Annotated in this window: 19 protein-coding genes and 3 pseudogenes; 7 read left to right on the forward strand and 15 right to left on the reverse strand. The window is 58.8% G+C overall.

What is annotated here, in order from left to right; translation table 11 throughout:
• Positions 1-1434 carry an FAD-dependent oxidoreductase gene (locus tag ACFXS9_RS02160; protein ID WP_392684615.1) on the forward strand — a complete coding sequence of 478 codons (1434 nt, stop codon included), beginning with the start codon at positions 1-3 and terminating at the stop codon, positions 1432-1434.
• 86 nt (positions 1435-1520) lie between these two features.
• On the opposite strand, the gene ACFXS9_RS02165 is transcribed toward ACFXS9_RS02160, so the two are convergent.
• Positions 1521-1736, reverse strand: a complete 216-nt coding sequence (locus ACFXS9_RS02165) for a hypothetical protein (RefSeq protein WP_392684617.1) — start codon at positions 1734-1736, stop codon at positions 1521-1523.
• On the opposite strand from ACFXS9_RS02165, the pseudogene ACFXS9_RS02170 reads away from it, so the two are divergent.
• Both ACFXS9_RS02170 and ACFXS9_RS02175 read left to right on the forward strand, forming a co-directional pair.
• Positions 1645-1995 (forward strand): annotated as a pseudogene (locus ACFXS9_RS02170) (tripartite tricarboxylate transporter substrate-binding protein); the annotation flags it as partial. The gene ACFXS9_RS02165 and the pseudogene ACFXS9_RS02170 sit on opposite strands and share 92 nt — an antisense overlap.
• 52 nt (positions 1996-2047) lie before the next feature.
• Positions 2048-2428: a Bug family tripartite tricarboxylate transporter substrate binding protein gene (locus tag ACFXS9_RS02175; protein ID WP_392684620.1), complete on the forward strand. Its 381-nt coding sequence runs from the start codon at positions 2048-2050 to the stop codon at positions 2426-2428.
• 167 nt (positions 2429-2595) lie between these two features.
• Here ACFXS9_RS02175 and ACFXS9_RS02180 read toward each other — a convergent pair whose 3' ends face one another.
• The gene (locus ACFXS9_RS02180; RefSeq protein ID WP_392684623.1) at positions 2596-2997 is read right to left on the reverse strand and encodes a winged helix-turn-helix transcriptional regulator; all 402 of its coding nucleotides are present in this window, start codon (positions 2995-2997) and stop codon (positions 2596-2598) included.
• A 125-nt stretch (positions 2998-3122) separates the two neighbouring features.
• Here ACFXS9_RS02180 and ACFXS9_RS02185 point away from each other — a divergent pair, with 125 nt between their 5' ends.
• Both ACFXS9_RS02185 and ACFXS9_RS02190 read left to right on the forward strand, forming a co-directional pair.
• Entirely contained in the window at positions 3123-3968 is an 846-nt protein-coding gene (locus ACFXS9_RS02185; protein WP_392684626.1) for an NAD(P)H-binding protein, read from the forward strand.
• Positions 3969-3980: 12 nt separating this feature from the next.
• Positions 3981-4367: a DoxX family protein gene (locus ACFXS9_RS02190; RefSeq protein ID WP_392684629.1), complete on the forward strand. Its 387-nt coding sequence runs from the start codon at positions 3981-3983 to the stop codon at positions 4365-4367.
• A 684-nt stretch (positions 4368-5051) separates the two neighbouring features.
• Here ACFXS9_RS02190 and ACFXS9_RS02195 read toward each other — a convergent pair.
• The 9 genes and pseudogenes from ACFXS9_RS02195 to ACFXS9_RS02235 form a co-directional block, all read right to left on the reverse strand.
• Positions 5052-6125, reverse strand: a complete 1074-nt coding sequence (locus tag ACFXS9_RS02195) for a transporter (protein ID WP_392684631.1) — start codon at positions 6123-6125, stop codon at positions 5052-5054.
• A gap of 75 nt (positions 6126-6200) precedes the next feature.
• Positions 6201-7310, reverse strand: a complete 1110-nt coding sequence (locus ACFXS9_RS02200) for an HlyD family secretion protein (protein WP_392684634.1) — start codon at positions 7308-7310, stop codon at positions 6201-6203.
• A gap of 320 nt (positions 7311-7630) precedes the next feature.
• Entirely contained in the window at positions 7631-7984 is a 354-nt protein-coding gene (locus ACFXS9_RS02205) for an HdeA/HdeB family chaperone (RefSeq protein WP_392687209.1), read from the reverse strand.
• A gap of 192 nt (positions 7985-8176) precedes the next feature.
• Positions 8177-8434 carry a hypothetical protein gene (locus ACFXS9_RS02210; RefSeq protein ID WP_247831465.1) on the reverse strand — a complete coding sequence of 86 codons (258 nt, stop codon included), beginning with the start codon at positions 8432-8434 and terminating at the stop codon, positions 8177-8179.
• A gap of 39 nt (positions 8435-8473) precedes the next feature.
• Positions 8474-8782, reverse strand: a complete 309-nt coding sequence (locus ACFXS9_RS02215; protein ID WP_392684637.1) for a hypothetical protein — start codon at positions 8780-8782, stop codon at positions 8474-8476.
• Positions 8779-9590: pseudogene (locus ACFXS9_RS02220) on the reverse strand (DUF2092 domain-containing protein). The gene ACFXS9_RS02215 and the pseudogene ACFXS9_RS02220 overlap by 4 nt, the downstream one beginning before the upstream one ends.
• Positions 9591-9668: 78 nt before the next feature.
• Positions 9669-11171, reverse strand: coding sequence for a DUF1254 domain-containing protein (locus ACFXS9_RS02225; protein WP_392684640.1), 1503 nt, complete (start codon positions 11169-11171; stop codon positions 9669-9671).
• 141 nt (positions 11172-11312) lie between these two features.
• A pseudogene (locus ACFXS9_RS02230) lies at positions 11313-12742 on the reverse strand (DUF1254 domain-containing protein).
• A gap of 394 nt (positions 12743-13136) precedes the next feature.
• Complete coding sequence (locus tag ACFXS9_RS02235) at positions 13137-13607, reverse strand: helix-turn-helix domain-containing protein (protein ID WP_392684643.1); 471 nt, start codon at positions 13605-13607, stop codon at positions 13137-13139.
• A gap of 282 nt (positions 13608-13889) precedes the next feature.
• On the opposite strand from ACFXS9_RS02235, the gene ACFXS9_RS02240 reads away from it, so the two are divergent.
• Positions 13890-14909 carry a helix-turn-helix domain-containing protein gene (locus ACFXS9_RS02240; protein WP_392684646.1) on the forward strand — a complete coding sequence of 340 codons (1020 nt, stop codon included), beginning with the start codon at positions 13890-13892 and terminating at the stop codon, positions 14907-14909.
• A gap of 908 nt (positions 14910-15817) precedes the next feature.
• Here the strand turns inward: ACFXS9_RS02240 and ACFXS9_RS02245 are convergent.
• Both ACFXS9_RS02245 and ACFXS9_RS02250 read right to left on the reverse strand, forming a co-directional pair.
• Positions 15818-17377 carry a Do family serine endopeptidase gene (locus ACFXS9_RS02245; protein ID WP_392684648.1) on the reverse strand — a complete coding sequence of 520 codons (1560 nt, stop codon included), beginning with the start codon at positions 17375-17377 and terminating at the stop codon, positions 15818-15820.
• A gap of 1159 nt (positions 17378-18536) precedes the next feature.
• Positions 18537-19046 (reverse strand): response regulator, encoded by a 510-nt coding sequence (locus ACFXS9_RS02250; RefSeq protein WP_392684651.1) that lies wholly within the window; start codon positions 19044-19046, stop codon positions 18537-18539.
• Positions 19047-20218: 1172 nt separating this feature from the next.
• Here ACFXS9_RS02250 and ACFXS9_RS02255 point away from each other — a divergent pair.
• Positions 20219-21361: a DUF2235 domain-containing protein gene (locus tag ACFXS9_RS02255; RefSeq protein ID WP_392684653.1), complete on the forward strand. Its 1143-nt coding sequence runs from the start codon at positions 20219-20221 to the stop codon at positions 21359-21361.
• A 49-nt stretch (positions 21362-21410) separates the two neighbouring features.
• On the opposite strand, the gene ACFXS9_RS02260 is transcribed toward ACFXS9_RS02255, so the two are convergent.
• Positions 21411-21542, reverse strand: a complete 132-nt coding sequence (locus ACFXS9_RS02260; RefSeq protein ID WP_392684655.1) for a hypothetical protein — start codon at positions 21540-21542, stop codon at positions 21411-21413.
• Positions 21543-22012: 470 nt separating this feature from the next.
• Positions 22013-22480, reverse strand: a complete 468-nt coding sequence (locus ACFXS9_RS02265) for a metallophosphoesterase family protein (RefSeq protein WP_392687211.1) — start codon at positions 22478-22480, stop codon at positions 22013-22015.
• Positions 22481-22853 lie beyond the last annotated feature (373 nt).

Below are 22853 nucleotides of genomic sequence, written 5' to 3' on the forward strand. Positions count from 1 at the left end.
GTGACTGCCGCAAACGGACACACGACCGAAATGGAGCGCCCCGCAATTGTGGTGAAGCGCGATGTTCCCATCGCGTACGAAGCCGATGTCGTGGTGGTCGGCGCAGGCCCTGGTGGCTTCGCTGCCGCCCTTCAGGCCGCGCGCATGGGTGCGAGCGTGGTGCTCGTCGAGCGGTTCGATATGCCCGGAGGCGTTCACACCTCGGGGCTGCAGGGCTCCGCCGACGTCGGTGTCGGCGGCATCCACACCGAACTGATGCAACGCTTCGCGGCCGAGGGTTACATCTACACGGCGACCGAGCAGACGCATCCGGGCTGGGCCGGCAATCCGCTCTCGCACTACGAACGCAACAAGGAGCCGGGCAGCGCCTTCGCCCGCATGACGTTCAATCCCGAAGGCGCGGGCTGCGTGATGGCGAACATGCTGCAGGAAGCAGGCGTCACGGCGCTCTACGGAACGAGCTTCGTCGATGCGATTGTCACCCGCGGCACAGGTAACGACACCATCTCGGCCATCGTCGTCGAGAATGCGAGCGGCCTGCAGGGAATAGCGGGCAAGATCTTCATAGAGGGCTCAGGCACCAGCGAACTCGTCGCGCGCGCCGGCGCGCCGTTCGTCCGTGGCGGCGGGGGGCAGCCCGAGGGTACGGGCTGGGACGGGGTAGAGCGACCTATTCCCGGAGGGCTGCTCTGGACAATGAGCGGGATCGACTTTCAGAAACTCGCTGCGCATCAGCAGTCCGCAAAGGATCCGCTGCTGCACAAGCTGATGGCCGAGGCAGCCGCCAGCGGCGACTTGCCCGAAGCAGTGTACCGGCCGCGCATGGACGGAAAGAACGTTTATGGCGAGGCCTATATCGGACATCCGACGCTCGACATGAGTCCGATTTCCGCCGACGGCACCTACGTGCTCTGGCAGAACGTGCCCTACGAATGGGCGCTGCACATGGACGATAATGCAGCCGACCACGCAAAGGCCAAGCGGGCCTTGCGGGCCTTCATCAATACCGAGGCGAAATTCTTGCGCAAGTATGTTCCCGGCTTTGAGAAGGCGACCGTGTCGGGCATCGGCCGTTTCGTCGGCGTGCGCGACGGCCGCCACCCGATCGGCGAATACGTTGTCAATCTTGATGACGTGAAAGCCGGCCGCAGCTTTCGCGACGCAGTGACGAAGCCGATGACCAAGACGTTCTTCTGGGGTGGGCACCGCAAATACACCTTCGAAGTGCCGTTCCGCTGCTTTCTGCCGAAGCGGATCGACAACATGATTCTGACCGGCGCGTCGCTGTCGTTCGAGTACAAGACGTTGTTCATGGTCATGCGCAATTTTCCCTGGTGCACGCAGACCGGGGAAATCGCGGGCTTCGCGGCGGCGCGCTGTATCGAGCGCAAGATCAAGCCGAAAGAATTCGAGTTCAACACACCATACTTCTGATGGATTGCCGGAGGCCCCATGACGCTGCTGACCCGACGCCGCTTCTCACACCTTGCCGCGGCCTTGCCGCTCGCATTATCAGCCCCTCACATCTCGCGCGCGGAACAGCCGCTGCGGATGATCGTCGTCGTGCCGGCCGGCGCGACGATGGATACCATCGTGCGGGTCGTCGCCGACAAGCTTTCTCCACTCATCGGCCGCAGCGTGGTCGTGGAGTATCGCGCCGGCGGAACGGGCCTTGTTGCCGGTTCTTTCATGAAGAGCACCCCACCCGACGGCTCGCACATCATGTTCTCGCCCATTTCGGTTGTGGCTTTCTTTCCCTTTCTTTATGCCAGCCTTCCATATGATCCCGAGCGCGATCTGACGCCGGTATGCGAGGGCGCATTCGCTGCAAACGCACTCGTCGCCAGCAAGGGCACCGGCGTCGCGACGCTGAAGGATTATGTCGAAGCCGTGCGGCGCGATCCGAACCTCGGCAGTGTCGGCACATCAAGCCTCGGCGGCATCGGCGCCTTCCTCGTCACGCTGTTGCGCAAGACCACAGGTGCCGATATCCGGCTCGTCGCCTATCGTGGCGGCCAGCCCCTTCTCACCGACCTGATCGGCAACCATGTGCCGGCTGGTCAGTCGGTGCTGTCCGACTACCTCGATCTCGCACCGCTCCGGCCTCGTCAGTATTCTCGGTGTCACCACGGAGCAGCGCAGCAAGCTTGCACCGGACATCCCGACATTCAAGGAACAGGGTTTTGCCGAGCTTTACGGACAAACCTACATGGGTTTCTTCGTTCGTGGCGGCACGGCGCAGGACCTGGTGGCGCAGTATTCCGCCGCCTTGAGCAAAGTGCTTGCCATGCCCGACGTGGCAAGCAGGCTTGCGACCCTCGGGGTCGAGGCGACGGGCGGTACACCGGAGCAGTTCGCGCAAACCTTGAAGCGCGAACGCGAGCGCTGGGAGCCCGTGGCGCGCGAAGCAGGCATCAAGCTGGGCTGATGCGGGGCTGGGGTTCGCGCAACGGAAATCGCTGGCCGCGCCGCGGTCGCGCTTTCCCGACGTCGAGTGGCGCTGGCCTCAAGAACGCATGAATATGGCGGTGTCGGGCAACTCCGCGTCGAGGAGATCGAACCGCCGCACCCTGGCCCTGGGAGGCGACGATCTCTTCAGCCCGGTTCTCCGGCCATATCGAACGCCGCACGTGACGACTCGATCGCAGGCCGGTTCTCAATCGCCCAGCCGCTGAGAACTCTGAGAGGCTCGATGAGCGATCGACCGAGCGGAGTAAGCTCGTACTCCACTTTGGGCGGAATGGTGAGGTAGGCGGTCCGCGTCACCAGACCATCGCGCTCGAGCGCCCGCAGGGTCAGCGTCAGCATTCGGTGCGACACGCCACCGATCGTCCGCATGAGGGCATTGAACCGAAGCGGTCCCCTGGAGAGAGCGCCGACCACCATCACGGTCCACTTGTCCCCGATCCGGTCCAGAATCTGTCCCAGTGCCCGGCAAGCTTCATGGTCGTGATCGTCAGCGACGCTCGCCTCCACAACAGTCGTCGATGCCATCATGTATTCATTCCCTGCCGATCACGAACATCCGTGTGCGTGGCGCACCTTCCTGTGCATTCTTGCGGACGTACCAGATACCATTCATATCGTCACGAACAAATTGTTCCTAAATAGGAGTCCACGATATGAGGATTGGTGTAAGCGGAGCGTCCGGCAACCTGGGTGGCGTTATCGTCGAGGAACTGAAGACGCGCGGCGTGGGTCACGACCTCGTGGCGATCTCGCGCTCTCCCGACAAGATCACTGGCGTCGAGGCCCGGGCGGCCGACTACAACCAGCCCGACACGCTCCTTCAGGCCTACAGCGGCCTCGATCGACTGGTCATCATACCGAGCGCGGACATGCGTCCAGGCGTGCGCGGGGTCCAACTGAAAGCGGCCGTCGACGCGGCGGTAAAGACAGGCGTTGGCCACATCTACCTGATGTCCGCCGCCGGCACACGCGAGGCTGCCGTTCCGGCTCTGGGCGAATCCTATTGGACCGGCGAGCAGCACCTGATCCGGAACGCGTCCCGCTGGACCATCCTGCGGATGAACTACTACGCCGAATCCATGGTCGACGAGATCCTGAGCTCCCAAGGCCAGGGCGTCCTGGCCGGCCTCGGCGACGAACGCGTAGCTTTCGTCTCCCGTGACGATCTGGCCGCCGCGGTTGCCGGAGCCCTCCTCGCCGAAGGCCATGCCGGCGCGATTTACAATGCCACGGGACCGGCCGTCATCAGCGGTACCGAACGCGCGGCCATCGCGTCCGAGGTCCTCGGCAAGCCTCTGGGCTGGATCGTCATCGGGGTGGACCAACTGCGGGAAGGCCTGTCCCAGGCGGGCCTACCGGGTGAGATCATCGACGCCATCGTCGAGATCAAGACGACATTCGTCCAAGGCTACTTCGATGTCCTGACGACCGATGTGGAGCGGCTCTCCGGTCGCGCGCCGAAGTCTTTCCGTGAAGTCCTGGCTTCGCGGCAGGCCTGAGGGGGCAGCATCATGCGCAAATACGTCTACTGGATCAGCACGGGCGTCCTGGCCCTGCTCTACCTCGCCTCGGCGACCTTCTACATCACGCAGGGCGACATGGTGCGCCAGCTCCTCGGCAACCTTGGCTTCCCGGCCTACCTTGTGCCTATCCTGATCACCGTGAAGCTGCTGGGCGTGGCAGCGATCCTCTCACGAGTGAACGTCGCCCTCAGCGACCTCGCCTATGCCGGCATGTTGTTCCATCTGCTGCTGGCGCTGTCGGCACACCTCAATGGCGCCGACTACTCCGGCGCTCCTCCGGCCGTCGTGGGACTCATGCTGCTGGCTGTCTCCTTCCTGACGCAGAACGCGGCGCGGGTGAAGCCGTCGCCTTACGCGCCGGCACGGCCACTTTGACCGGCGATCGAATGCCGGCGACGAACTGGCGGTCAGCGGCGGCAATTTCGTTTTCTTTGGCGGCACCGCGGGCATCGGGTGCGCGGCAGCGATGGAGTTCGCTCGACGTGTGCAGCTTTCCCGCATCCCGATCCTTTGACAAGTAACTTGATCAGGCCATTTGGTGGCGCCAGTCGCGTACATGCCGATCGGTATCGGGAAGATCTTCAGGATTGCGTTGAACCGCCCCCATGACAGCTTCGGCCGTCGGCTTCGCCGTCCGCGACCCGCCGCAAACCCTTCATTACCCGAAGACGGAAGCCGCCGGCCTAAAGAACAAGCTAAGTCAATTGGCGGCCGTCATGAGTTGCGCACCAGCCCCGGCGGTGTATCGCCTTCCGGTCAGAAATCCGGCGCGCATGTGGCTAAAAAAACCGAGCGCACTTGCATACCCTGCCCGGTCCTACCGCCAAAAGCCGGTCAAACCCAATGCAGCACGAGGCCATGGGCATCAATCAATCATCATTCCCTCGGAATCCGGTGGCGACTCGCATCGCATGCAGCACCGTCTCACAGCCAATCTAGAACTACCGTTTTCGATGCCCAGCGCTTCAGAACCGCGATCGTAGTTTTGGCGATGGTAGAGTAAGAAAACTTGAGCGGTGCGGTCGAGGGTAGCATTGATGGCGGAATTGAGCTTGACGCCTACTTTGTCACTGTTCGCCGCGTCGGCGTTACAGTGCTGGCGGGCGCCATTGGCGAAATCGAAAACGTCAGCCAGGTATTCCATCCGGCCGGCCGGTTTTCCGCGGCGAATTCGCCATATGCTTTCAGGTTGAGATATCCTTGCATGTCTCCAACCGGAAACAAGTATCCGACCTGCGGACCTACGCCAAGGACGCGTGATCGGAATCCACCAAGGCTCGGGTGTTGTCCAAAGTCGTCGGTGATCTGCTGATAGGCGTATCCGACCAGACCGACAAAAACCTGCTTTGAGAGAAACTGGGAAGCACCCCAGTCGAGGTGGAAGTCGATGCCGTTCTGGTATTGCGTATCGTGGTTCTTAAAATTGTACGTCAATCCCGCGACAGCCGAAAATTCGTGGCCGGTCTGCGGATTGAAGTAGGTGTAGCCGCCACCGCCGTCGATAGCAGCATGGCCGATACCGAGGTTGGCAAGCCGGGTTGGCGAATAGGCGCCGACCGGAATGTCCCCGGTCACATAGGTCATGAAATTGTGCACGCCTGCATTCCACTTCAGGGTGGCCTGGGGATAGAGATCGCCGACCGATGTGATGGAGTCGCCGATGCTTCCCGTGCGGGTTGTCACCAACGGCCCGAGCGCTGCAGTCAGCGTGCCGCTAAGGTCGGCGCTCGACCGCCCGAATAGACCGATTACGCCGATGGCCAATTGTCCGCCCAGCACCGGCGTCGCGAACGTGTAGGTGGGATTGAGCAACACGAGATCGGCCTGCGCATTAAGGTGCAGATTCAAACTGGTATTCACTGTCGCGGGAAATCTGCCGATCTGAATTTCCCTGGATGCGGCTGTGGCTCCGAACGCAGATACGGAGGTGTGATAGTACACCGCGGCCATGGACCAGCCCGGCACCCCGGGGACGGCCGCCAGGCTGCTGAAACGGCCGGGGAGCCAGTACGAAACGCCACCCTCATCCGCGTATGCTGGCTCGGCCACGCAGCCGAGCAGCGCGATGGCGGCGCTGAGACTTGAGTGGATGAGCCAACGCCGAGATTTTCGTTCGGATGTGTAGCGTGTCATTTTCTGCCCCCAAAGTGGTCGTGTCTGCACCCAAAATGGGCGTCGCTGAATTGCAACGGGTAGTCACTGCCCGTATCAAAGGTATGCGGCATACGAACTGACCCAGACCAGGATCGACATGATCAAGCCGATGATGCCGGCGCTCTCCGCAAACACCGTGGCTGTGCCAGGCATGCCGAGCCTGAGATGGCTGCGATCAATGTCCTTCGGTATGGAGATGACAGCCGGATAGGTCTTCGCGCCGCCGATCGAGCCGACCCGCGCCAGCGTCCCGGAAACGGCGATCTGGCCCTGTCCCACACCCTGCGGGATGCCGGTGATCGTCGCGTCGTGGATGCGGCCGGGATCATTGTCGAAAACGAGCTTGACCGCCGCCCCGGGCTTGATGGTCCGGAATCCGTTCGGCGAGAACATGCCGACGATGGTGATCTGGTCCGCAATAATGAACGACATCACCGCTCGCGCTTGCGTGGCCCGGTCGCCGATGGATAAAGCCATAACCGTGACATAACCGTCGCCCGGCGCGCGGATGACCGTCTGCTCCAGCTCCCACTTGGCCTGGTCGAGCTGGGCCTGGATTTGCGCAACAGTCGTGTTGACGCCGCCGATCTCCGAATCCATGGCCAGTTTGGCGCTCTGCTGCGCCGCTTTGGCCGCCAGCAGCTGAGCGCTGACGGTCTCGTACTGAACCTGGGTATCCTGCTCGTGGAACAGACTCTGCACCGCCTGGCTGGCCAGCCTCTGAATATCGGCGAGGCGCTGTGCGTTATAGGCGAGCTGCTTGGTGAGCCCCTCGACATTCGCGCTCGACTGCTCGTAGTTCGCCTTGAGCTGCAGGGCCTGTTGCCTGGCGCCGGCCAGCGATGCCTCGAGCTGATCGACCTTGTATTTGAACTGCGCCGGTTCGATCTTGAAGAGGATGGTCCCGGTCTTCACTGCCACGTTGGTCTGAACCGGAATTTCGGTTACCTGGCCGGAGACGTTGGGCGCGACCTCGATCACCCGCGAGATCACGACGAAGCTGCCGGATGGCGTGAGATAGTTGAACATCGCCGTGAAGACCGCCAGGATGAACGCGCCGATCAGCACCGCTAAGGTGCCGGATGCCCACCCCCATCTGACCAGCCTGAGCCAGGAGAAGATGAGCCATAACAGGACGAGGTAGAGCGTCAGGATGATCAGCATGACCAACTCCTGGGTCGAAATTTTCCTTCACACTCGTTGCAGCCATTCATTGACCCCACCTCCGGCTAAACGATAGTCCCGCGGCTCAGATGTGCGGGTCGATGGTAACGATGGATATACATAGGGCATCACCCGTGGTGATCGTACTCACTGAGTGCAATCAGTCTCTCCGAGGCTGCTCTGTACGAATCGCTAGGTGGTAGGAGCGCCGATCGCAATGCCGATGGCGGCTCAGATCGCCGGGGTCTCGACCGATCATCGAAACATTCGCGCATCGTCTGCTTGCCATGCTTCAGAACTTCGCCAACGGCGAAGTTCGATCACTGCTTCATTTTGATGCCCTTCTCGGCCCTGTACTCCTTGAAGACCACGTCGATGGCTTCAATGACCTTCTTGCCGGGATTTGCCTTGCAGTGGACGATGACCTCGTGCTCGAGGGATTTCGCCCGATCGACCTGCATCATGTGCTTCTTGGCGAGGCCGTTGTACCAGCCGCTGTACCAGACGGTGAGGTAATCAGCGTCTTCCTGAAAGGTGTTCGCCAACTGGGCGCAGGTCAGTTTCTGAACATCGATATAGCCGTCGCGATCCGCATAGGTCTTCAGTTCGACCTGGGCCAACGCCGGTCCCGCAATAATAGCCGTCGCGCAACACAAGATGAGTTTCTTTGCCATCATTTGGATGGTTCCCTGCTGTTCTGACTTCGCAACGCTCGATCATGGCAAGCCACAGAAGCAGGCGGCTGCGCGCGTTCCCTTGAACATGATCGTCGCTCCGAAAATGATTGATTGAATGATGGAGCGCGGCGCTACCGCGCTCCGAAGCGGCATTCTCGGCAAACGGCGGTCAAAGTGACCTCGACAATTCTATCGCCTGCCAACTCGATTGACCGGACCACCACGATTCATCGGTGTTCCCGGTCTCACACCCACACCCGGGGCGCCGACGCCCGGGGTCACCACGGCGCGCGCAACCGGCCGCGGCCGCAGCACGACACCGGGCCTGACGACGCAACCAGCAGGATACGAAATATACTGGCAGTAAACTACGGCGCTGGCCTGCTCACTGCTGGCCGTCACGAATCCAGCCGTCAGCAGGGCTGATAGTGCAATCGAACGCTTCATGCCGCCTCCATTTGATTGATCGTCAGATACGGGTCTGATTCACCGGCAAACGGTGGCGATCCGTCCATAGGCGTCCACCACCTGCGTGCACGCGGGTGCGACCACCACGGGCGCCGCCACGACGGCCGCACCTGTTGCTACCGCGCCGACGGCCACAGCCCTGCGCGTGGTCCGCCGAGCGACGCCGGCGTAACTCATCGGCGTCAGCGGGCGGCCAATACGGGCTTCAGCGGACGAAAGCAGCGATGACTGCGGATCCTGCGGCAGTTGTCCATTCCACAACAAGGCTGCGCCGCCGAAAATGATCGTTATCGAGAGATGGAAGAACGTTTTTGATATCCGGGTCATTTCTTTCCTCCTGTTTTCGCAACGCCCTGCGGCACTTCATCGATGTCACCGAGATCGCCGAGCGCGATCTTCTTGGCGGATGTATCCGGCTTGAATGCAAAGGCATCCGCCGGCAGGTCTGTCTTCCATTCCTTGATGCGCAGTGTGTATTGCGGCGCCTCGCCGATGCCCTTGCTGGTAATCACGTATTTGCGCGGGATTGGCTTGGCGCCGGACTCGATCCATATCTGCCAGTCGGTTTCCAAGTTACGGAACGCCAAATGATCGCATTCGACGCCGTCGACGACGCCCTTGCCGATCACAGTGCCTTCGATAACATCGGCCATCATGACGTCGTAGACGTTGGAAAGCAGGAGATCGGCGCCGGGAGCGACGACGCCGTGCTTGTCGCGCAATACGTCGATCAATTGATCGGCCGTCCCCGGGGCATCGATCTGGGCGTAATCCTTGCTGTCCTTGTTGTTCACGGTGAGCATCTTGCCGTCGAACACGATCTCGATGTCACGGTATCCCCCGTGCGGGTGGCGCGAAGCTTGTCGGGACGGCTCAGCTGTACCTGGCCCGAACTCGTGAACTGGATTTTCTGCAGATTGGAGGTAATCACCTCGATATCGGAGTCGAATGTGACCGACACCGCCTTCTGGCTCGCAACGTAGTCCGACATCGCCCTGAGAAGCTTGTCGGCGTCGCCGCCTTGCGCCCGAGCCTCAGGCACGAGCGAAACGCCCATAGTCAAGATCGTGCCGACCAAGATCGGCCATCGTGCCGCTCGGCCGATCGCGTTGTCTGCTGCGTCCTGCATCTTCATTGGTTTTCCTTGTTTGTTAAGCGGCCAAATCGTTATCAAAAATGCTTGTTGGCCAAGATCTATCCTTACGCGACACGTTCAGTTCACGAGCTCGATCTGGCCCGGCTTCCATGTCTTGTCGAACCATGACTCCAGCGGACCGTAGAGGCGAAGGATCATGAACCAGCCCTTGTCCGGAATCGTCTGCACCCAGTTGTTCTCCATTCCCGCCGGCGCACTGGGTCCGAAGTAGACGTCGACCGAACCATCCGCATTGACCTTGACACCCTTGTTCTGGCTACTGACGCTTGGGGCTTGCTGGTTGGTTTGCACCATCGAGCGGGTCTGGTTGTCGTAGGCGATGACCGACCAGAAATCCTTGACCGGGATATTTGGCGGCAGGCGCAGCTTGTAAGTCTTGCCGCCATCAAAGGGATTGCCCTTCGCATCCTGAACCGACCAGGGATATTGCGAGCCCCGGCCCACCATCTTCTCCTCCATCGCCGGCGTCACGCCGATGGCGAAGTAATAGTAGAAGACAGCACCGTCCAGGTTGCTGACACCGGGCGCCACCTCGAACTTGTAGCCTCCGAAAAACGGCAGGCGCCACGTACTGTCCGGATAGAAATACGCATCCTTCGCGCGAATCTTGAAGGCGATCGTCCGCGCCGTCACGGCGCCGATGTTGGCGGCGTCGGTGAGGATCTTCTTCATCCGCTCATCGGGATTGAAGGGCTGGCCCTTGACGATGCCGATCGAGGCGAACAGGCCCAAGGTGGTGGGATCGGAACCGTCCGCCGGCTCTTCCTGGATGACCTGGTTCAACAGGCTCCAGAACGAGTAGTCACCCGGTGCGACGAAGTTCGATGGAATTCCGGAGGCATTGACGAATTTCATCGGCGGCGGGTTGGCGGTCTCGGCCAAGCGATAGATCCGCAGGTTCTTCTTGACCGAGTCAACCCCGGGTTGGGTAGAGCCGTCCACAACGAAAGCGCGAAACACGAGGTAGCTGCCGAAGGTGCTCGGCCGCACGACGTGATATCCCGGTGGTATGTCGCCCTTGAATCCAGGCGGCAACAGGAGGTACTTGCCGCCCTCTCCCTTATCGGCCCCGGTGATGCCGACGTCGGCCACCCACTTGTACCAGAAGTCGTCGATCATCCCGAGCACCTTGGGCGGAATCTCGGCCACCACCGGTCCCTTGCTCGTGTCGACCCACATGAAGTTGTAGATCGTGTTGTCGTTGGCCGTCAGCGCGACGGTCTTCGGATCAACCAGATTTTCCCAGATCACGTTGGTCTGGTTATCAGGTCCGAACTTGCGCAGCGAGTCGCGCATGCCGGCCTGATTTACGATCGGAATCGCCAGCAGATAAGCCTGTAGCGCGCGCGAACGGTCCAGGTTGTCGTAGATTTTTTCAACGGTATCGGCCGACGGGTAGCCGTAATTGAGATTCAGAGTCCCGATCGAGGACTCGATCTTGTCCGGCACGGCGACTCCCGACGAGAAAGGCGTCGTCATCTTGTAGGTCTGTGCGGAAGCGGCGCCCGGACCGATCAGTACCACGGCAACGATGGCGCAAAGAAGTTTCGTCGTGTGCATCACAGCTCTCCTCGTCGACAGCACTGCAAGAGTAGCGCTGGCCAATTTCGGGCAGCGTTTCATGGTGTTTCATCCTTTGTTGCAGTCCGAGTTGCGCGGCGCCTCATCCGGCAGCGCGCATCGGCGGGTCGGGGATAATTATTACGCGGCATTGATACCGGGCGGCTGCCATGTCCCTTTGCCGACCGGCAGAATTGAAGGCGCTTCTGTTTTCGGCCAGTAGAGCCGCATCACGAGGTAGATCGGACCGTCCGGCGCCGGCAGCCAGTTCGATTCCTTGTCCGCACCCGGCGATTTGTGCTGGATGTAGAGCGTCAGCGACCCGTCCGCGTTCTTCTTCAAGGACGGGAGCATCGGCGAATTGATCAGGTAGCGGTTGATCGGATTCTTGATCAGCAGTTGGGTCTTGCCATCGTACATCGTCACCGACCAGAAGGCGTTGACCGGCGGCAATTGACCTGCCGGGAAGGTCAGCGTGTAGTTGTGCTTGCTGCCGTCGAGCGTCTTGCCGCCATCGTCGACGCGCGTGAGCGGATAGACCGCCTCGGCCAGATCATTGCCGTAGATGCCCGCCTTGGCGCCCGCGGCGCGTTTCAGCCAGTCGCCGTTGTAGAACGCGGGATTGCCAAAGAAGGAGTTGACCTGCCATCCGTTGAGCGATACGCCGCCCTTTGCGACGGCCTCGTCGATCTTTCGTTCTCCTTCCTTCATTCCGAGGAGATCTCCGCCTTGTGCGCAAGCGGGAGATCCTTGAAGCTGAAGGTCTTTCCTGGCCCGACACCGATGCGCGCAAGCTTCGCCCGGATATCCTTCTCGCTCTCGAGCGCCGGCGCGAACTGCAAGCAGAAATCGAGATACTCGAAGAGGTTCGTCTTCGCGAGTTCCTTGTCGATCTTCGGAAAATTCACGGCCGGCGAAGCGGGCGGCGCCGGCTGCTTCAGATAGGCGGAAAGCGGCTGCGCCTTATAGCCAGCCTGCACCTTCATCACGTTGTCGATGTCGCCCGGATCGAAAAGCTGGGTGCGGTAGAGAACGAACGAAAACTGCGTGGTCGACTGGAACACTTTCTTGACTCCGGCGGGAGTTGCTCCCTTCCACTCCGGTCCGACAACCATGTAGTCGCCAGCCTCGCTTCCGGTGGCGCGGCTGCCGATATAGCCATAGTTGAATGTGTTACCGTCGATAAGCTGGACAGCGTAGTAGCGCTTTGGGTCCATCGGCGGGACCGAAACCACCATCGGCTCCGCCCTCAGGTCCACCCACAAAATCGAATAGGGCGTGTCGCTGTTCGGCGTAATGACGGCGGTATCTTCATAAGTAGAGACGTGGGATAAGTTCTTGATCTGATTGAACGGCGCCTTGAACTGTCCCGAATTCCGATCAATGGCAAATTCGTACATGGTGCCGTAGTTCATCACGATCGGCAGGCCGTAGATGAAGCCGGCTTCGGCGATGTCCTTGGCCTCAATAATGCCGGGGTAGCTCTGCGCCATCAGGAGGCTTGGCCTCGCGATTGCGGCGCCGGCGGCGATCGCCGCGGTGGAGCGAAGTAAATCTCGCTTCGTCAACATTTGCCGTACTCCTTGATCAAAGGTCATTTTTATTAAAGGTCATTTGAACTGTCGCGCGGATCCTTGGTAGCAAGGCGGATAGGGGTAGTAGCCACAGCGCGGCGCATAAGGATAAGCGACAGCAGCAGCCGCCCGACAGCCCCGGCAACGGCGGCGCCGCGATAGTAAGCGCCGCGCCAGGCCGTTCTGCGGGCGACCCCAGCATCGCTGCTGGCATGCCATGCGCACCGGGAAATGGTTTTCATCCCGCTATTTTCACTGGATCCGGGGAGGATGTCTTGCCATTTCGCGCCAATAGCCGCTGCCGTAGCTGACGAAAGTGGTGAGCACCGTTCGCCCTGTCGTAGCGATGGCAGGCTGACGTTAAAGTCCTTCCGTCAATACCGTTAAAACGCTATCTTTTCCCTTTTCGAAGGGTTGCAATGCAATTCCCGCCTGGCAAGGAAGACGCCTTGCCACTTCGCGCCGATCGCGACGGCTTGTGGTTGCCCGCATGCGGCTCCTTCCCGAGTCGGGACTTGTCATTTCCTTCAACAGCTCTCTGCCGCCGATAAATGACAGGCTGTATTTTTATCAAACGCATGAAGACACGGCTGAAGCTGCTCGTTCCCGCATAGCCGAGGCGCAGGGCGATCTCCGATATGCGCTCGTTGGATTCAAGAAGCAGGTGGCACGCCGTATCGAGGCGCACTTCCGCAACCATGTCACTGTAGCTGGTGCCCATTGCGGCGAGATGACGTTGTAACGAGCGCGGGCTCATCCCCAGTTGGAGTGCTGTACGTTGAAGTGCTGCGTCACCCTGACACAGTGAGGCCGCAATCGCCGCCCGCACCGAGTACCGGGAAGGTATTTGAATAGGCTTCATGGGACCGAAGACATGTGGTGAAGGCCAAACGCCGGGACGCCTCGTCTAGCTTTTGCTGGAGCATGAATGGAGAATCCTCGGCGGTCTTGCCATAAACTGCCAAGCTGGACTCGAAGGACGCTTCCAGCGCCGACCAGCCCCTCCCCCTTCCGCCTCCAAGGCAGCGGGCAACATTTTGCAATACACGCCAATCGGGAACTATTAAGCTGTCGGCAGTTCAGCCAGGCCGCACGTCGAAGCGTGGAAAATCGCCGAGCCTCAAATTGTGTACGAGAAGAAAAAATGACAATGACGATACTTCCATTAACTCGTTGCCAATTCCTCATTCCTTTCGCTGCCATTTGTGATGAGATCGGTGCTCCAACGGAGGCGCTGCTCACCAAGTTTCGCCTTCCAGCTTCTTTGCTGGAAAAGGCTGAGCACTATATCCCAATCCTGCAAGCGATACGTTTCGCGGAGGCCGCGCAGCGGTCGCAAGGCATCACAGACATTGGCTTTCAAGCTGCTCGCCAGCTGCAATTCTGCCACCTGAGCGAAAAGATGCGAGCCATCATCCGCTTCTCGCCGACGCTATTCATTGCCTTGCAGCAATTGTCCAAATGGGCGTCCCTTGAAGACACGACCGTGAGTGTGTGGCTGGAGCGCAACGACAATCACGTGAGAATTTGCAGCAAGCTCGCGGGCACGGCCAGGATGCCGCATCTTGAGCATTCGCAGTGGCTTCAGAATGTTTACGTGATGCATATCGTAAGGCAATTTTCCGGCCCCCACTGGGTTCCGGCGACGATGGCCTTCGAAGCCCGCTATGAACCGAGCCTTGAGACTCGGTCGTTCTGGCAGAATACCCGCTTCATATCGGATCAGAATTCCTCATGGATCGATATTCCCATTTCATTCCTGGATCTCCCCAATCTCGCAAGCGAGACGCCGGCGCCTTCACATAACGACGACACTGGGCCGTCCGGCCACGAAATCGTCTCAGCAGTCAAATTGATGCTGCCATCCTACTTGGACGATAGAATTCCAACTATCGCAGAAATCGCAGAGATGGCTGGCATCAGCATCAGAAGCTTTCAACGCAAACTTTCAAGCGCGGGCGTTACATATTCTGACCTGCTTGACGGGGTCCGCTTTGAAAATGCCGCTAAACTTCTGCGCGACACGAATGCCAAGATTATCGATATCGCATTTTCCTCAGGCTACACCGACCCTGCGCATTTCACTCGCGCTTTCCGACGATTTTCCGGAGTTACACCGAGAGAGTTTCGCGGCAAATGGAAGCTGCAGGCGTCGGTCCCGTGATTGAGCTTCCAACGCGAATCTCGGCTTTCGATTGGCGTATAATGGCAACCGCTCAGATTCTTGGACACGACTACTACTCTCTGTGGCCGCCGCACGCCGCCTAACGCAGAATTTTGTTCGCTAAAGTGGAAGCGTCAGTTGGACGGTACAGCATTTGGTACAGCATGGCTGGCAACGACCGTGCTTAAGTGCTGATCGCGCTTCGCTTTTTGAGATGTCCCGGTCCAATCCATCATGGGCGCCACAAAAAGCGATGGTCTCGATATTTCAACAGCTTAGATTACTCTCTTAAATGAGATGAACTGCGAACGCGCGCACTGCAGACTAGACGGAAATTGCACACGTTGGTACCCGCTTTGACGTTCCGATGCTCACATGCTGCGCAAGGAAGTCCGCGTTGATCAAATGCGAACTGGAGAGATCATGCGCGCTCCAATGTCAGCGCTTGTCAGGAAACGCCTCGATAGAATGTGAGCAGTTATACTAAAATCGCAAAAATAGTATAATATATTTAAATATCAATTACTTACATTCACATCCCGACGCCAAATCCCGACCGAATAAACCCAAGCCACGCTTTAGAGCCAGGCTCCTCAATCATCCGAATATTCGACAAATTTTTTGTAGGACCAACGCCGTCCGTTCCAGCGCCGCCATACCGTTCCCCAAACCAAACGGCCCGTGATCGATCGCCTCGGGAAAACGACCTTCCAGAGGTGCCAGGCATCAGTCCACGACGGTTTCGGCTGTGAACTGACCGACGAATCGATGTTATGGCTGTTAGCAGTCATGAGCCGCGGCCTAAGCAAATCCAAAGCGAAGCCTTCAGGCGGAGCGCCCAAGCAACAATGATGGTCTAACCAATGATCGGCAGCGGTCATGACAACCGCTGCCGACCTCTTGCGTTTCTAGCCGTTTGCAAGCGGCACAGCGACGTAACGGGACGCGTCGCCGGAACGGAGGCGCATCAATACGCTGCTCTTCTTGTCGGTGCGCGCGGCTTCGAGCGCTTCGCGAACCTCGCCGGGAGTTGCCACGCTCTTTCCGGCAACCTCCAGGATCACGTCTCCCTTCTTGAAGCCGCGATCCGCGGCTGCGCTTTTCGGATCGACTTTCGTAACAACGACACCCTTCTTGCCCGCACCCTCAACCTTGGCTGCCGGCGCGACGGTCATACCCAGTCGCGGAACATCCATGGTTGAACCCTTGCTATCGGTATTGGTGTCAACTTTCGCTTCCTGAGCATTGGGCAGTTGGCCAAGGGTCAGATTGACGACTTTGCTTTTTCCGTGGTGCAGCATGTCGAGCTTGACGGCGCTGCCAGGAGCAAGGCCACCAATGACCCGTGCGAGCTCTCGGGCATCCTTGATCGACTGACCATTGACCGCGGTGATGACGTCACCCGAGGCAACGCCGGCCTTGGCAGCGGGTCCGTCCTTGTGAGGCTCGGCCACCAGCGCGCCCTCCGCCTGCTTCAGACCCATGCTGTCCGCGATATCCTGCGTTACCGGCTGAATCTGGACACCGATCCAGCCTCGGCTGACCGCTCCCTTGTCTTTCAGCTGGGCGATCACGCTCTTCACCGTCGAGGCCGGGATCGAGAACGCGATGCCAACACTGCCACCGGATGGCGAGTAGATCGCGGTGTTCACGCCAGCGACTTCGCCCTGCATGTTGAAAGCCGGGCCACCCGAATTGCCTTTGTTGACCGGCGCGTCGATCTGAATGAAATCGTCATATGGACCGCTGCCGATGTCGCGACCGCTGGCTGACACGATGCCGGCAGTGACCGTGCCGCCGAGGCCGAATGGATTGCCGACCGCAAGCACCCAATCGCCGATTCTGGCCTTGCCTTCAGACAGCTTGGCGAACGGGAAGCCCGAGCCACCCTCGACTTTGATCAGGGCCAGGTCGGTCCGCGAATCCGTTCCGATCACCTTCGCGGTGTAGGTTTTTCCTGCATCGGTCGTGACCTCGACTTTGTCAGCGCCTTCAACGACGTGGTTGTTGGTCACGGCATAACCATCTGACGAGATGAAGAAGCCTGAACCCTGGCCCATCATTCCTCGGTACCGACCATCGTGGCCGGGCTTTTGCGGCACCCCATCTGGGCCGCCAAACTGGCGAAAGAAGCGCTCCATTGGCGAACCGGCTCCTTCGTCATCGCTTTGTTCACTGGCGTCGGTTGCCTTCTTCATCGTGACCTTGACCGAGATCACAGAAGGCTTCACCCGCTCCACCATGTCGGCGAAGCCCACGGGCTGGGCACCGTTGGTGACCGCTTGATTGACCTCGGCGTGCGCGGCGGCGCCAAAAATGTTGAAGGCGTGAGGCGCAGGGCTGAAACCGTAAACGGCTACACCGAGGCCGACAGACGCCATCAGTGCCAGCCTTCGCGCCGACAGTAACGAAGGTCGCTGAACCCGATGGGATTGTGAGTTGACAGATTCGGAGGGACGGCTCGTCATAAAAAGCTCTCCATGAAATCAGCGCGCGGTTGCTCGCCCTTGTGAGACAGTGATGCACGTCGTCGCCTTACGGCGCGCTGGCCGTGGAATTAATGTTTCGAAATGAATTGCATCATCGTAATGATTGGAATCACTGGCATCGCCACGAGATGCCTATGATCGACGCACTGGGCAGAAGTCGCCGCCGGCTCGTCGCAAGTCCTCGCCCCATATGTGTGCAGCCAAGGCACGCGCTCCAGATCAGGTCGAGTTCTGCTTCGTCGAGAATTACTTGACTGGACCCATGCACGGGGCTGCTTCTGGCGGCAACCTTCGGAATGCGGTATACAACGGTGAGAGCGAGGACACTGGAAAGCCATGAAAGTCGGATCGCTTGCGCTCGCTGCTGTTGCGCTTTATGCGCCCACTGTCAGCTACGGAATTGGATCCGCATTCGCGACCGACTTTTGTATCGAACTCACTGCCACTGAATTCAACCGCAGGGCCGAGCGGCGCGGGGATGATAATGCCTGCGCCGGAAGGCATTCCTCAAAGATAAAGGCCAAGGCGAGAGATCGGGCCAGAGACAATGCGAACAATGCCATTGCCACGCAATGTCTGGGCAACGTTACGCCAGGTATTGCTCAACGGGCTTGCGCCCGGGTCAATTTGGTTGTTAATACTTCAGCGAACAACTCCTGGGTTGACTCTCCTCCAGCGCCGAAACCCAGCGCCGACAAAGTAAGATACATTGGTCATGGGACCGGCAGCGCTGCGGCCGTGAACCTCTGCGTCGTGGCGCATGATATGCGCTTCAGGACACACAACGTTGTGGACGGAAAGTGCCCTCATGACAGTGGGCTTTTGCCGCACAGAACCTTTGCCACTGCCCGAGCGCGGGCACGTTGTGCGGTCATATGCAGAACGCCGTAGCGCACGACTTGCGCGATTTTTGGATCAACCATGCGCGGTGCGCCGGCAACCATTCCGGTTCAAGCCTTGACGGATACGACGGCCATTCCGGTCGGAAGCGCTGACAGCAGCAGAAACTTTGCGCCGCCAGTAAAACGGCGAAATTGCGCAGGCGGTCTTGGCGGGAAGAACAGCAGGTTCAACGGGCGGAACGATATTTTCCTTTCAAAGTCCGATCAACTTTGTACGAATGGCATACCGGACCAATTCAGCCGTCGATGAAAATATTGAGCTTACGCATTGCAGATGCGCGATGAGTTTCGACCGTCTTCACGCTAAGATTCAAGATCGCACCTACGGACCGGTTGGTATGCCCTTCCGCAATCAGCTGAACAACGCTCTGTTCTCGCGAAGACAACAAGACCTCCGATTTATCCTTCTTGCTTAGCCGGTAATCGTGAAGCAATTTCTCCAGCAGTATGCTGGTGAAGTAAGGCCGATGATCAAGCAATGCCTCAATAGCCAAGATAAGATGGTCCCTTGTATCTGATTTTAGCAGAAATCCCCGTACGCCTGCCAGGAGGACTTCCGTCAGAATTGCTTCGCTTTCGTGCATCGTGAGAATTAGTACTTCTGTGTGCAGATGATGCGACTTGATTCGACGATTAACCTCCAACCCATTCATGATAGGCATTGAGTAATCGACGATTGCCACATCCGGCTTCATTTTCAAAGCCAACGCAACCGCGTCTCTGCCATCGATCGCTTCTCCACCCACGATCCAGTCGGCACGAGGTTTTGACGACAGCCGCTCAACCGTCGACCGAGTGGGGTGACGGAGCACCGTCTTCGCAAATCTCCTGCCGAACTCTTGGATCGTTAGCGAGGCGCCCCTAATCAATCACATATTTGGCTGTCATGCGCCGCTCTTTGGGAGCGCCGCACCTTAGGCTCATTAGCGCATGCCGCCGGCTACTTGCGGAATGACCGCTCCTCAAGATCAGATACCGTCGGCGCGAGCCCGCTGAGCCATCAACAGAAACAGTTAGTTTGAGGTTTGCTGGCAATACTCACATCTTTCCACATACCCGGGGTCACAAGCGGCGATAACGGTCCAGCTAACAAGCGTCAAGATGTTCTCCCGCGCTGGCCTATGGCCGATGCGCCCTTCGCCTCTTCAGCTCTGTTGTCTTGCAAAGAAAACTGAGCTGAAGCGGACGCTTACTGACGGCACACCAGGCGCGTCACAAACTCGTATGCGCGTAGCCGCAACGGAGCGCTGGGTGATGGTCCACAATGTCCGCGAGTTCCGACAAAAGCCTGCCGAGAGCGAACGGAAATCCTTTCTCGTGAAGAGCCACAAAGTCTTCAAATTTCCTTTGTGCCCTCAACGCGCATTCTGATAAATCATAGCCTTTTGCTTATTGAGATCGTTACAGAACTTCCTCTTGTCAGAATGGCTTCTGAGACCCTGCGGCGGCCGGGTTGGCGATAGACAGGCGCACCGTCATAACGTCGGCAGCCGAAACAACACAGACTTGGAGATCGAGCTTGAGTTGTTGCGGATTGCGGGAGGCAGTAGATCCGCATTACTACGCACAGTGCTCGTGCGTGATCATACCTGTAGCATCAAGCCAGGAGCAGATGTTGACGGGTCATTTTGGTCTACGCTTAAAGGACAACAGCTAGGAAATTCTCGTGATCAGAGCGAATACGGCACGCCAATCCTGCATGGTCGAATGAGCGACAAGGTCCACCACCGAATAGAATAGACAAAGCCATAGGAACAGACACAATGTGCGAGACCAAGCGGATAGATTTCGTCGCGCGTCCACCGCAGCCGCTGTTGCTTGGGCTGATCCAGCCGCGACGGCTTCACTACGCTTAGGGCTGGTCGTGCATGTCCCAAAGCGCCGATTGATGCGTCCCTTCCTGGTGGCGGAGCAGAATATGGCGAAAAACGTTGTGATACTTTCCGATGGAACTGGCCAAGGTGCTAGCATGCCAAAGGCGGTGCGCACCAACGTCTGGAAGCTATGGGACGCAGCGAAAAAGGCTGCCCCTGCTCAACAGGTAACGTTCTATGATGAAGGCCTGGGTGCGGAGCACAAGCGCGAGTGGTGGCGTTGGGCGTACGATCTCGCCAGCCGGGCGACCGGCCTCGGAATCTCTCAAAATATCAAGGACTGCTATACAGCACTCATCGAACACTATGAACCGGGTGACCGGGTTTTTCTATTCGGATTCAGTCGTGGCGCCTTTACCGTACGTAGTCTCGGCGGCGTGCTGTCGCTGTGTGGTATTCCGCAACGCGACGCCGCGGGAAACAGTCCCCGCGACCCTCGGAACAAGAAGGGTCGATTGGCGCTTGTCGAGGAGGCGGTTGAGGCGGTCTACAAGCACTACGGAGGCAATAAGAAGCAAGAAGAGCGCATTGCCCTTGGCTTGGAATATCGCGACCGCTACCAGAGCCTTTCCGTCGATTCCAGCAACCCTCCCTTTCCCTATTTCATTGGAGTCTGGGACACCGTGCGCGCGCTCGGCATTCCAGGCTCAAGCGGATTGGTCTTGTGGCGTCACGCCTTCCACAATGCCTCGCTAAATCCCTACGTCCCCTACGGACGCCAAGCACTCTCGATCGACGAAAACCGCGAAATCTTCGCGCCGGAGATTTGGGACGAGTCGGAAGAATCGCCGGACGCCAAAGCGCGTGGTCGCATCAAGCAGGTTTGGTTTCCCGGCGTGCATTCCGACGTGGGCGGTGGCTATCGCGAGACCGGCCTATCCGATTTGGCACTGGAGTGGATGATCAAGGAGGCAACGGCAGTCGAGCATCCGCTCATCGTGGATATGACCAAGCTGAAATTGAAGCCGTCATACGAAGGCATCCAGCACGACGAGCGGACCGGATGGGGTCGCGCCTGGACCGAGGGCACCAGGGAAGGCGTACGAGACGGCAAAGGGCCGGACATCCTACATGAAGACTTTGTTCGCAACCGCTTTGGCTTGGCCAAGGCACGTTGCGTGACCGGCGACCGACCCTATCGTCCAAAGGCGCTGGCGAAGCACCGCGATTATTTGAGTTTCTATTGAATTTCAAACGGCGCGAGCAAGACCCTATACTTGCGCAGATCAGATGCTTTCACCACACAGTGACATTCACCACGCGCGTTCCATCCAGTTCGCGCACAATGCGTCCGTCCGCACAAACGGTACCAAGGTCAAACTCGCGACTGCGCGTGACAAGCGTCATTCTTTCATCGACGATCACCAAGACGGTCACATCGCCGTGTTCTCCAGTTTCAGCCCATTTGTATATCTGTCTTCGGAGCGGCTCTTTGCGCCAGGCATCTGGAAACCCGGGGGCGCGCCTAATCTCCAAACCATCCTCCGACGTGGTCAGGAGAATCTTGGACTTGTTGGGCTTCCAGTGCGGTCCCAACCTCTCATCGGTCAACCAATGACAGTTAAATGTACGACATTCAGCGGGTCGCTCGGCGTATATCTTGCACCCCCTTCCAACGTTGCAGTGCTGCTTGCACCAACACTCTACTGGCTTCTTCAGTTCGTCTATCGACATTACCTTGCAGCAAAGCGTGCAATCTTCGCATACTCTATTCGGGTCGACGCAGCCATCCGAATGCCTATTCAGCCTCCATCAAGCATGTCGAAGATAGCACGCCGAGCCTGGTTGCGAATATCCTAGAAAGGACGCTGCTTAGTGCTCAGTCGGCCCCGTCAACATCACTCGGCGCGACTAAGGTCATGAATGACCGGCCGAAGGCAGCTTGCAGTTAGCTCTAAAGTGGCCAGCGTGATAGGCAGCTTGAAACGCCGTGGCCCGGCGCTTCCAGGATTTAGATAGAGCACACCGTCAATCGTTTGGATCCGCGGACGATGCGAGTGGCCGGAAATCACCACGTCAATTCCACAAACTGCTGGATCGATCTGCAGTTCCTGAAGGTCGTGCAAGACATAGAAAGACCGTTCACCGAGCCGTACCACCTGAGTGTCGGGATAACGTTTCGCCCAGTCGCCGGTATCGATGTTTCCTCTGACCGCGGTGACAGGCGCAATCCGACGGAGCCTGACGAGAACGTCCGCGCGACCAATATCGCCGGCGTGGATGATATGCGCCACCCCGGCAAGCCCTTGCTCAGCCTCAGGCCGCAGGAGCCCGTGGGTATCTGAGACTATGCCAATCCTCAGCACTGCGCAGTATTCCTCGATGCGCGGCCGAACGGCGTGTCCGACTATCTTGATCACGCATAACATGGCTAGCCAATATCGGCCTCCAAATCAGGGAGCGCTACCAACCCCGCTGCCGCAATTCTTCGCTTTCAAGTTGAACCAACGTAGCTGGGCAAAAGAGGCGACGCTTTTCGCCTCCGACAACAGCGGCGCTGGTCCCAGCACGCGTAGCTCCCCGCCTTCGACCTTTGTCGTCCACCACGCCCAGATTCACGCGCCCTGCCCCACTTCAGAGGGGCTCACATTGGCTGTCGCAAGATTTTTATTGATCTCTCCGTGCACACGTTGTGCACACGCGGTCCTCAAACTAATTGAAATTCCTAAACTCACGTTC

Origin of the sequence: Bradyrhizobium sp. RDI18, from assembly GCF_043203335.1 — a bacterium.
GTDB classification, from domain to species: domain Bacteria; phylum Pseudomonadota; class Alphaproteobacteria; order Rhizobiales; family Xanthobacteraceae; genus Bradyrhizobium; species Bradyrhizobium retamae.

Excerpts from the sequence above, each read along its gene's own strand:
- ACFXS9_RS02215 (WP_392684637.1), bottom strand. The coding sequence starts at position 8,782 with ATGACCCGGATATCAAAAACGTTCTTCCATCTCTCGATAACGATCATT.
- ACFXS9_RS02245 (WP_392684648.1), bottom strand. The coding sequence starts at position 17,377 with ATGACGAGCCGTCCCTCCGAATCTGTCAACTCACAATCCCATCGGGTT.
- ACFXS9_RS02175 (WP_392684620.1), top strand. The coding sequence starts at position 2,048 with ATGTGCCGGCTGGTCAGTCGGTGCTGTCCGACTACCTCGATCTCGCAC.
- ACFXS9_RS02180 (WP_392684623.1), bottom strand. The coding sequence starts at position 2,997 with ATGATGGCATCGACGACTGTTGTGGAGGCGAGCGTCGCTGACGATCAC.
- ACFXS9_RS02205 (WP_392687209.1), bottom strand. The coding sequence starts at position 7,984 with ATGGCAAAGAAACTCATCTTGTGTTGCGCGACGGCTATTATTGCGGGA.
- ACFXS9_RS02235 (WP_392684643.1), bottom strand. The coding sequence starts at position 13,607 with ATGAAGCCTATTCAAATACCTTCCCGGTACTCGGTGCGGGCGGCGATT.
- ACFXS9_RS02190 (WP_392684629.1), top strand. The coding sequence starts at position 3,981 with ATGCGCAAATACGTCTACTGGATCAGCACGGGCGTCCTGGCCCTGCTC.
- ACFXS9_RS02240 (WP_392684646.1), top strand. The coding sequence starts at position 13,890 with ATGACAATGACGATACTTCCATTAACTCGTTGCCAATTCCTCATTCCT.
- ACFXS9_RS02195 (WP_392684631.1), bottom strand. The coding sequence starts at position 6,125 with ATGACACGCTACACATCCGAACGAAAATCTCGGCGTTGGCTCATCCAC.
- ACFXS9_RS02210 (WP_247831465.1), bottom strand. The coding sequence starts at position 8,434 with ATGAAGCGTTCGATTGCACTATCAGCCCTGCTGACGGCTGGATTCGTG.
- ACFXS9_RS02225 (WP_392684640.1), bottom strand. The coding sequence starts at position 11,171 with ATGCACACGACGAAACTTCTTTGCGCCATCGTTGCCGTGGTACTGATC.
- ACFXS9_RS02200 (WP_392684634.1), bottom strand. The coding sequence starts at position 7,310 with ATGCTGATCATCCTGACGCTCTACCTCGTCCTGTTATGGCTCATCTTC.
- ACFXS9_RS02185 (WP_392684626.1), top strand. The coding sequence starts at position 3,123 with ATGAGGATTGGTGTAAGCGGAGCGTCCGGCAACCTGGGTGGCGTTATC.
- ACFXS9_RS02255 (WP_392684653.1), top strand. The coding sequence starts at position 20,219 with ATGGCGAAAAACGTTGTGATACTTTCCGATGGAACTGGCCAAGGTGCT.
- ACFXS9_RS02165 (WP_392684617.1), bottom strand. The coding sequence starts at position 1,736 with ATGGGCGAGAACATGATGTGCGAGCCGTCGGGTGGGGTGCTCTTCATG.